We start from the raw sequence: 8,632 nt of genomic DNA, 5'->3' as shown, positions 1-8,632 counted from the left end.
CCGGCATCCCACGACCCGACCAGCTCAACATCGACCACAACCAGTCAACGAGCCAGCACGAGCGGAGCCACGACCTGCCGTTGCAGTACTAGGCGGGTCGATGTTTTACAGCCGGATCAGCTGGTCCGCGCCGCCGGAGGCCAGCACGCCGTTGCGCCAGCTGAACGCGACGGTAAACACCGGGCAGTCGTACCCTCTCATGCCCTGCAGACGCAGGGTCTGGGTGGTGATCTGCGGCCTTAAACACGCCCGTCTCGTGCAGCGCGCCGTTCACCCGATTGAGCGATCGGCTTCCGGTCCTGGCAGTTGCTATCGTCCATCGGTCGACGGGGCAATACTGCACCCAGCCATCGATCGGAGCACTGTGCCGCATCTCCGCATCCGTTCGGCGATGGCGCTGTTGATCGCCGTCCTCGCGTTGCCCCTGACTGCGTGTTCACATCCATCTTCTCCAGCACCGGTCAGGCCGCCGGCAGACCCGGCGCCGGTCACCGTCAACGCGACGCAGGCCACCACAGTCGACCTCGGCGGCGGTGCGCACCTGATCATCCCCCCCGGGGCGATGACTGACGGCGCGACGGTCTCAGCAACGTACCGCGGCGCGCCGGCCGGCAATCGCAACGCAGCGACACCGGCCTCGGCACCCGTGGAACTCCGTTCCGACCCGCCCGACGCCATTCACGGGCTGCTGACCCTGGAGTTCCCGGTACCCGCCGCCGACGTACCCGCCGGCGCCGATCCGACGCAGCAGTTCGGCATTTCGACGTACGACACCGCCACGAACCAGTGGACGCCGTTCGCCTCGACCTACGATGAAGCCCGACACATGGTGGTCGCGCAGATCCCCCACTTCAGCTGGTGGAACCCGTTCAGCTGGGACTGGGCCGGCATCGGCGCCCAGATCAACCAGTCTGTCGGGCAGCTGGTGGGACGGCGGGCGGCCAACGTGTCGTGTCACAGCAGCGCCCCTGGCTGGGTTGCCAGCACGCCCGGCGTCGTCGACGGTGCCGGCCTTGCCATCCGGTCCTGCACCCAGAACACACGCGGCCTGCTCGACGTGCAGATCGTGAACAACCGACCGTACGGACAGGTGCTCACCTACGGCTCCGCAGTCGACTTCGGCTGGCACGCCGACGGAGATTCAGCAGCCGACAAGCTCCGCAACGGCGTCATGGACCTTGTCATGAAACCGAACCAGCTCTACATACCACCGCTGTCAGCCGCATCCGTCGGCATCAAACAACTGGCACCCAACCAGTCAGTCGACTTCGTCATCGGGCCCACCAGCGCGTCCATCACCGCCGACCTGCTGCAGCTCATCGCGGGCCAAGCTCTCGACTTCGTGCCGAAGGTCGGCAACTGCGCCCACTACCTGGCCGACGTCCCGTTCTCCGACCTCGCCAACATGCGTGCCCTGCGTGATCTTGCCGTCAACGCAGCCAGCTGCCTGCTGGACCTGACCAAGGCCGCCGTTGCCAAAGGCCTGCTCGACAAGGTCAAGATCTCGCAGATCGAGACCATCGCCAAGGGCCTCACCAAAGGAAACATCCTGAGCGTCGGCTGGACGTTGTACGGCGTCGAATGGCAGGTCGCCGACCTGTTCGTGGACCACGCGATCAACAACGCGCCGATCCGCAACGGCTTCACCGTGTTCGCCAAAGCCGCACCGTACGTGGCGCCGACCACGCAACCCGGCGCTCCGGCCACGAACCCGCCACAGCCTGAGTCAACGCCGCCAGCAGCTGGTCCCGCAGCGAACCGGACTGCGGTGACGAGCTACAACCGGATGAGTGGCGGCGCACCGTACTGGGGAAGGTCCACCAAGGGCTGGCAGGGTTTCACAGCGGCGAGCAACACACTCACCCAGGTCGGGGTGACCTGGAGCAACACCAACTACGCACCTGGTGCCACGCTCGGCGGCGTCACGACCCGCATCTCGTTGTGCCAGAGCGTCGGCAACACCTCCGCAGCCGACCCGTGCGTCGGTCGGATCGCTGACGGGGCCGCCACCGTCATCAACCAGGCTGACACCCGCATCGACTTCGGCGACATCGCGGTCACCCCTGGAGCGACGTACTACGTGTTCTACTACCAACCCGCCGTTGGCGCCGGCTCCTGGGATCTGTACTGGTGGACCTGTTCCTGCCCCCTTGGCCGCGGCAACTCTCAACTCAGCGACCAAAACCAGGCAATCGTGCTCGGCTACAACCGCTGAATTGACGGATCCTCCCTACTGACCCCATGGGACGTGCGGCTACGTCGCCGTGGACAGCCCGGATGGAACCGGGCCGGACTTCGTACGTGCCGTCAAGCTCACCGTCGTCTGGCGGTAGGCGTCTGCAGCGGCGAACCCGGTTGGCTCCGGCGAACGGAGTGGCGAGTCGGCGAGGGTCTCGATCGACCCCAACTTTCCTCCATCCGACGGACGAGCCGAAATCGTGGACCGCCGATGCGAACACGTCACCGAGCAAGGTGGGATGGCTTGCGGTGACGTTCGCCTGGCGCTGAGGCGCAACAGTTCAGCACGGCGGTCGGTACGGCGCCCCCGGCGCGAGCCGGGCCCATTCGGCGGGGCTGATCCGGTCGCCGGCCGTGGCACATACGAACCGCGCAACCTGCTCCGGGTCGACGCTCCACAACCGGGTCGCCTTGTCCGCGCCGCCGGAGACGAGCATGCCGCTGGCTCGGTCGAACGCAACGGTGAACACCGTTCCCCTGTGTGCCGGCAGCGTCGCCACGAGCTCCGGTGCCCGGGAATCGGTTGTGGCCCATAGCCAGACGGTGCCGTCGCCGGTGCCGGCGGCGAGGGTCCGGCCGTCGGGGGCGAAGGCGAGGGACCAGACCGTGCTGTCCGGCTCAGTCAGCGGGGCTGCTAGCCGCCTCGGATGGCTCGGATCGGTGATGTCCCACAGGCGGATCGCGACGTCGGCGGTGGCCAGCGTGTGGCGGTCTGGGCTAAACGCGATGGCGACGACGGGGCTCGTGGTATCTGGCAGCGGCGGTCCGAGCCGGGCTGGATGCCGCGGGTCGGTAACGTCCCAGAGTTGCGCTATGTTGTCGGCGGTACCGTAGCCGAACGTTCGCCCGTCCGAACTGAAAACTGGGGAGTACACGTTGTTCCCGGTCGTGTAGTCCGGTCCGGCCCGCTCGGGGCGGCCGGGATCGGCGACATTCCACAATGTGGCGAGGTGGTCATCGCCGGCGACGGCAAGCATCCGGCTGTCGGGGCTGAACATCACGGCTTCGATCATCTTGGTCGGCCCGGTCAGCGTCGCCCGTAGCGTGATACCGCGGCCTGGGGTGCTGACGTCCCACAGCTGCACGACGCCGTCGTAGGTCCCGACCGCGACGGTCCGGCCGTCCGGGCTGATGGTCGCGGCGCCGCTGCCCGGGCTGGTGACTCCGGCCCGAGTAACGACCGGGGAGACCGGCCGAGGTGCTCTCGGGTCGTCGATGTTCCACAGGCTGAAGGTGTCGTCGGCGCTGGCGACCATGAGGATCGGGGCGTCGTCGGCCGGGATCGCGTTGAAGACGCCCTTCGCCGGACCGGTGATCGTCGGACCGGGCAGGGCCCAGCGGCGCAGAACGCCGTCGTTGGCCGCGGTGGTCAGCATGCCGCCCGGGCCGAACTGCAGGGCGGTCACGGGCGCGGGGTGCGGCAGGGCGCCGGTCACCTGGCCGGTTGCCGTGCTCCACAGCCAGGTCTTCTCATCGGAGCTTCCGCCTGCCACGAGCTGCCCGTCCGGGCTGAACGCCACGGCGTTCACCCAGCTCACGGGGCCGGTCAGCGGCGGGCCGTGCGGGCTCGGGTGGTCGGGATTGGCCACGTCCCAGAGCCGGACGGTGAAGTCTCGGGCCCCGGCCGCGAGCAGCGTGCCGTCGGGGCTGAATGCGACCGACAGAACCGGCCCGGTGGCGCCCGGCATCGCCGCTGGCCGGGCGACTGGAGCGGCCGGTCGGCTGACATCGAAGAGCCGGACCGCGTTGTCGTCGCCGCCTACGGCGAGGGTGTGTCCGTCGGGGCTGAATGCGACGGCTCGTACGGACGGGCCCGCTGGCACCACGGCCGCGACGAGCGTCGTCGACGCGTCGGCGGCGACGCGCCACAGCTTGACCGTCCCGTCGTTGCTGCCAGCTGCGAGGAGGCCGCTGTCCGGGCTGAACGCGAGCGAGTAGATCGTGTCGTCGGACGCCAGTACCGTGCCGGCGAGCGCGATGCCGGTGGGACCGGTTCGCCACAATCGGATGGTGCGGTCACGTCCGGCCGTGGCAACCAGTCCGCCGCTCGGCCGGTAGGCGATGGAGAAGATCGTGTCGGTGTGCCCCTCGTCCGGCTCGCCCAGCGGCCGCCCCGGGTCCAGCCGCCAGGCTCTCACCGTGTGGTCCGGGGCACCGGCCACGAGTAGCTGCCCGTCGGGCGAGAGCGCGGCAGCCTGGACCGGTCCGGGTGGCCCGACGATCCGCGTCGCGGCGGGTCCGGCATAGGAGCGCAGCAGGCTGGACCGGGCCTGGCGGGTCGGGGCGGTGCGGTACGCGGCCAGGGCGAGCTGCGCGGCCAGCGCAACGTCGGTCGCGCGCAGTTCGTCGGCGGTGATCGCGAGCTGCCGCGAGAGGGCGAGATCGCGCTGCTTGTCGGCGCTGCGCCGCTGGGCGAACGCGTAGAACGTGAGCCCGACGGCGACGAGCGCCAGCACCGTGACCGCGGCCAGCAGCTGCAGCAGCCGGCGGCTGCGCCGGCGGACAGCATGGATCTCGGCCTGGTCGTGGGCGGCGCTGCGCTGCAGAAAGTCGCGTTCCAGGTCGTTGAGGTCTGCATCGCGGATGGCCGCCCATTCGCGGGCGAGCGCCAGCCGTCCGCCGCGCAGCAGATCATGGTTGTCGCGCCCGGACTCGGCCCAGTTCTGCGCGGCCGCCGTGAGCTGCCGGTGTACCTGCAGTCCGGCCCGGTCGGCGTCGATCCACTCGCGAAACCGGGGCCAAGCCGACAACAGCGCCTCATGAGCGATCTCCACCTGGTCGCCGTCGGCGGTGAGCAGCCGTCGCTCGATGAACCGGTCCAGTGCCTCCTGGTCCTCCAGCCCGGTGATCGGCAGCTCCTCGCGCAAGATGCGCCGGCGGGTGACCGGTTCGCCGTCGGCGTTGACCAGCCTCAGCAACGCCCGCCGGATGAAGCCCTGCTGCGCCGCAGTGAGTCCGCAGTATGCGTCTTCGGCCGTGGCTTTGACCGCGCCCTCGATGCCGCCGCTGGCGTGGTAGTCGGCGACCTTCATGCTGTGCCGCCGCCCGCGCTCCCAGGTCGCCAGCATGGCGTGCGAGAGCAGCGGGAGCGCGCCAGCGTCCAGCGTGACCCGCGAGTCACGCAGCAGGATCTCGATGAGCCCGTCCTCGAGCTCGACGCCAGCCCGGCGGGCCGGCTCGACGATCGCCCGCCGCAGCTCCCCGTCGCGCATCGGGCCGACGACCAGCTGGCGGCGCTGCAGCGCGCTGGCCAGCACCGGAAGGCGCAGCGCATGATCATAAAAGTCGCTGCGCAGACCGAGCACGACCTGCCCGGCAGCACTCGCGAGCCGGTCGATGAACGCCCTCCGCTCGGCCTCGGTGAGATGCGTGAAGGCCTCCTCAAACTGGTCCACGACCAGCACGTCGACGCCGCTCGCGACCGACCCGCGGCTCGGCGTGGTGACGGCGACCTCGACCGCCCGGTCCCGCAGGGTCGCAACCAGTCCCGCGTACAGCAGCGACGACTTGCCGGACCCGGACGGCCCGACCACCATCAACGGCCCCGGACCGCCGTTGTCCACCGCCGCAACCAGGGCCGTGGTTAGCTCCTCGCGGCCGTGGAACCAGTCGGCGTCATCGGGGCCGAAGCTGGCCAGGCCGCGGTAGGGGGCGGGCGCGTCGGACGGCCGGCGCCCCGGCAGCCGACGAAGCCGCCGAAGCGCCTCCTCCCAATGATCCCGGAGCCGGGGATCGGTCACCCCGCAGACCTCGAGGATGGCCGCCAGAACCGAGGGCTGCCGAAGCGGCGGCAGGTGGCTCCCGCCGAAGTACCCGCCGATGGTCGCCGGTGGGGCTTGCACCTTGGCGGCGACCTGGCGAACGGTCAGCCCGGCCCGCTCGCGGATTGCGGTGAGCTCCGCCGCGAAGGCTCTGCGGTCTCGAAGGTCTGGAAGATCGCCGCTCATACGGCCCGCCCCTCGCCAGTCCATAGATTCGCACCTGCCGATTCGTCTCGTTGTACTGGCTTATACGAGGCGATGTCTACGCCGTTCCCCCGTTGGTGGGCAGCACGGGACCGGTCGAGCCTGAGCGGAGTCCAGGTGCCAATCAGCACCTACTGCCAATGGCCAGTTGGAAAGCCCGGACGCTGTCTCACCAGACCCTGCCGGACAGGGCCTGGGCCCAGAACCAGCACCGGCCCCTGCCGACGATCACCGTGCAGGCCCCCGGCGCCTCACTGCCGAGCGGAGGCGAGGGGCTCAACGGCCGCTGACTGTGGACCGCCGGACGGGCCGCGATCAAGACAGTCAGCAGTAGTCAAATGGGGTCGCCGCACTGAACCGCGTGCCATCGGGACGGAATTGTCCGCCGCTGAACGCGGACAACCACCCAGGTCCGTAGAACTGAGTTCATCGGTGAACCGAACTCAGGAGGCATACATGCGAACCGCACGCCGTATCGGACTCAAGGCCGCCCTGCTGGTGGTGCTGACCACCAGCATCGCAACGATCGCGCTGCAGGCGCCGGCATCGGCGGCCGCCTGCAGCGGAGCGAGCTGCTACGGCCGCAACCCGGAGGGCTTGTGTTCCTCCGACGCCACCGGCCTGCTGGGCCGCGACTACATCAACGGATCATCGAGCTTCAGGGTGGAGCTGCGCTACTCCCCCTCCTGCCAGGCCGGCTGGATGCGGCTTATCGTCTACCCGGGCAGCGGCGGCTCAGGGTTCGCCATGTCCGCCTGGAACCAGGGCGGCCCGAGTACCGGCTTCGCCCAGAGCAACAGCGGCACCAGCTGGACCAACATGATCGACGGCTCACCAGGCAAATCCATCTGCGGCGGCACCCACCTGTACTTCAACGGCGCTTATCGCGGTTGGTATGACCCGGGCTGCGCGTACCGCTGAACACACCCCGGTTCGGACGAAGCCATTCGGCCGTCAATCGGCGGCCGGGTGGCGACTGCCGTGCACGGGACCGGACGGTCAGATGTACCAAGTGATGGCGACTGGCTCCTGTGCTACCCGCTTCCCACGTCGCTGAGCCGGACCAGGTGGGAGAGGTGTCAGCCAGGACTGCGGTCGGATGTGCCAGTGCCGAGTGGGGTCGTCGGGCAACCGGAAATCGTTGCCCGAACAGTGGACGGCGTGCGGCTGCTCGGTCGTCAGGAGGTTCTGAAACGGCCGCCCGGCTGGCTAGGAACGGGGGATGTGGAGAGCCGGGCGGGACCGTCAAGCTCAGCATGAGCTCCCAATGCTGATGGTAGGAGTCTATATGGACGGGGTCCGTCCGCTTCGTTTCCGGTGGGGCGTGATCGCGCTGGCCGCCGGTGTTGTCGCGTTAGGGGCCGGGGTGGCATGGTTCCTGCTCCGTGACACCACTCCAGACCCTGCACACGTCGCGCTCCCGCCGGCCGCCGCGCCGGACGGGGCGGTCCGCACCTACTTCGCCGGTGATGGCAAGCCGCTGCTCGACCTGCTCACGGTGACGGCAGACCTGCCCGATAAGAACACCCGAGCCGCCTGCGCGGACATCGCCGCCGGTCTGGACCGGCTCGGCGGGCCGCGCGTCCTCGGCTCGAAAGCCGGCGAGGTGCCAGACCCCGGCATTCGTGATGCTGCCGTCAACCACGTCGCCGCGGTCGGTGACTACCTCGCCGCATGCGGATCCGATCGCCCGCTGATGGAACCGGCGAAGTCGGCGCACTTCTCGGCGGTCGTGCTGCAGCGCCTCCTCGATCGCGACCATGTCCGATGACGCCCCGACCTGCTCGCCGCCGGCTCGTAGCGGCCGCAGCCGCGCTGCTGGCCGCCGCCACGATTCCCGTCGCCGCGCCTGCGCAAGCCGCGCCGGCCAGCATGGGCAACGTGTCCTGGCTGGCCGCCGGTGACTCCTACTCGTCCGGCGAAGGCATCGCTGGTACCGGCGGGGGCACCGACACCTGTGCCCAGTCGACCCTCGCCTACGGGCCGAAGAGCGCCGACATCCTCCGGGGGCAACGGGGTTGGACCGTCACGCCGCTGGCATTCACCGCCTGCACCGGTGCAACCCTGCACGAGTACTACGGCGGCGGGGGCGGCTCGAACAACGGGCACGGACCGCAGTGGGAGCAGGCGTTGCGCAAGCAGCCGAGCGGCAAGCGCTTCGACGTCATCACTATGTCCTTCGGCGGGAACGACATCGACTTCGCATCGACCCTTCAGGGCTGCCTGGACGCACCTGTGCTCGCCGACACGTGGACGGACATCGTGCTCAAGGAGCCGGTAGGCGACGCGCCTTGCGACGTCACCTACGACACTGTTCGGAAACGCATCGACGCCCTAAAGATCTTTCGGTTTTTGGGTGATGGTCATAGTCGTAGGCCGGTGTGGTCGAGGAAGTTGAAACAGAGTCGGTAGCTGCTGCCGATGCGGTG

The 8,632-nt window shown here is 69.2% G+C and carries 7 protein-coding genes; 5 read left to right on the top strand and 2 right to left on the bottom strand.

The features are described 5' to 3' along the window. Positions 1–105: 105 nt before the first annotated feature. The gene (locus ACIA8L_RS56180; protein ID WP_395918491.1) at positions 106–201 is read right to left on the bottom strand and encodes a WD40 repeat domain-containing protein; all 96 of its coding nucleotides are present in this window, start codon (positions 199–201) and stop codon (positions 106–108) included. A gap of 190 nt (positions 202–391) precedes the next feature. Here ACIA8L_RS56180 and ACIA8L_RS56175 point away from each other — a divergent pair, with 190 nt between their 5' ends. Further along, positions 392–2,215 carry a hypothetical protein gene (locus tag ACIA8L_RS56175; RefSeq protein WP_395918490.1) on the top strand — a complete coding sequence of 608 codons (1,824 nt, stop codon included), beginning with the start codon at positions 392–394 and terminating at the stop codon, positions 2,213–2,215. 304 nt (positions 2,216–2,519) lie between these two features. On the opposite strand, the gene ACIA8L_RS56170 is transcribed toward ACIA8L_RS56175, so the two are convergent. Continuing rightward, on the bottom strand, positions 2,520–6,209 hold the full coding sequence (locus ACIA8L_RS56170; protein ID WP_395918488.1) for a helix-turn-helix domain-containing protein: 3,690 nt from the start codon (positions 6,207–6,209) through the stop codon (positions 2,520–2,522). Positions 6,210–6,343: 134 nt separating this feature from the next. Between ACIA8L_RS56170 and ACIA8L_RS56165 the strand changes: the two genes are divergently transcribed. The 4 genes from ACIA8L_RS56165 (at position 6,344) to ACIA8L_RS56150 (ending at position 8,615) form a co-directional block, all read left to right on the top strand. After that, positions 6,344–6,493, top strand: a complete 150-nt coding sequence (locus ACIA8L_RS56165) for a hypothetical protein (RefSeq protein WP_395918487.1) — start codon at positions 6,344–6,346, stop codon at positions 6,491–6,493. Positions 6,494–6,659: 166 nt separating this feature from the next. Continuing rightward, on the top strand, positions 6,660–7,124 hold the full coding sequence (locus tag ACIA8L_RS56160) for a DUF2690 domain-containing protein (protein ID WP_395918486.1): 465 nt from the start codon (positions 6,660–6,662) through the stop codon (positions 7,122–7,124). A 367-nt stretch (positions 7,125–7,491) separates the two neighbouring features. Continuing rightward, entirely contained in the window at positions 7,492–7,974 is a 483-nt protein-coding gene (locus ACIA8L_RS56155; RefSeq protein ID WP_395918484.1) for a hypothetical protein, read from the top strand. Further along, positions 7,971–8,615, top strand: a complete 645-nt coding sequence (locus ACIA8L_RS56150; protein ID WP_395918482.1) for a hypothetical protein — start codon at positions 7,971–7,973, stop codon at positions 8,613–8,615. The genes ACIA8L_RS56155 and ACIA8L_RS56150 overlap by 4 nt, the downstream gene beginning before the upstream one ends. The last annotated feature ends 17 nt before the right edge of the window (positions 8,616–8,632 follow it).

The sequence above is a fragment of the Dactylosporangium sp. NPDC051541 genome, assembly GCF_044454505.1.
Lineage (GTDB): Bacteria > Actinomycetota > Actinomycetes > Mycobacteriales > Micromonosporaceae > Dactylosporangium.
The sequence above is the reverse complement of the archived record's forward strand: the minus strand, read 5'-3'. Positions and strand labels throughout refer to the sequence as shown.

What these genes read in the sequence shown, in the direction of transcription:
- ACIA8L_RS56170 (WP_395918488.1), bottom strand. Translation starts at nt 6,209, where the DNA reads ATGGACTGGCGAGGGGCGGGCCGTATGAGCGGCGATCTTCCAGACCTT.
- ACIA8L_RS56165 (WP_395918487.1), top strand. Translation starts at nt 6,344, where the DNA reads ATGGCCAGTTGGAAAGCCCGGACGCTGTCTCACCAGACCCTGCCGGAC.
- ACIA8L_RS56160 (WP_395918486.1), top strand. Translation starts at nt 6,660, where the DNA reads ATGCGAACCGCACGCCGTATCGGACTCAAGGCCGCCCTGCTGGTGGTG.
- ACIA8L_RS56180 (WP_395918491.1), bottom strand. Translation starts at nt 201, where the DNA reads ATGAGAGGGTACGACTGCCCGGTGTTTACCGTCGCGTTCAGCTGGCGC.
- ACIA8L_RS56175 (WP_395918490.1), top strand. Translation starts at nt 392, where the DNA reads ATGGCGCTGTTGATCGCCGTCCTCGCGTTGCCCCTGACTGCGTGTTCA.
- ACIA8L_RS56155 (WP_395918484.1), top strand. Translation starts at nt 7,492, where the DNA reads ATGGACGGGGTCCGTCCGCTTCGTTTCCGGTGGGGCGTGATCGCGCTG.
- ACIA8L_RS56150 (WP_395918482.1), top strand. Translation starts at nt 7,971, where the DNA reads ATGACGCCCCGACCTGCTCGCCGCCGGCTCGTAGCGGCCGCAGCCGCG.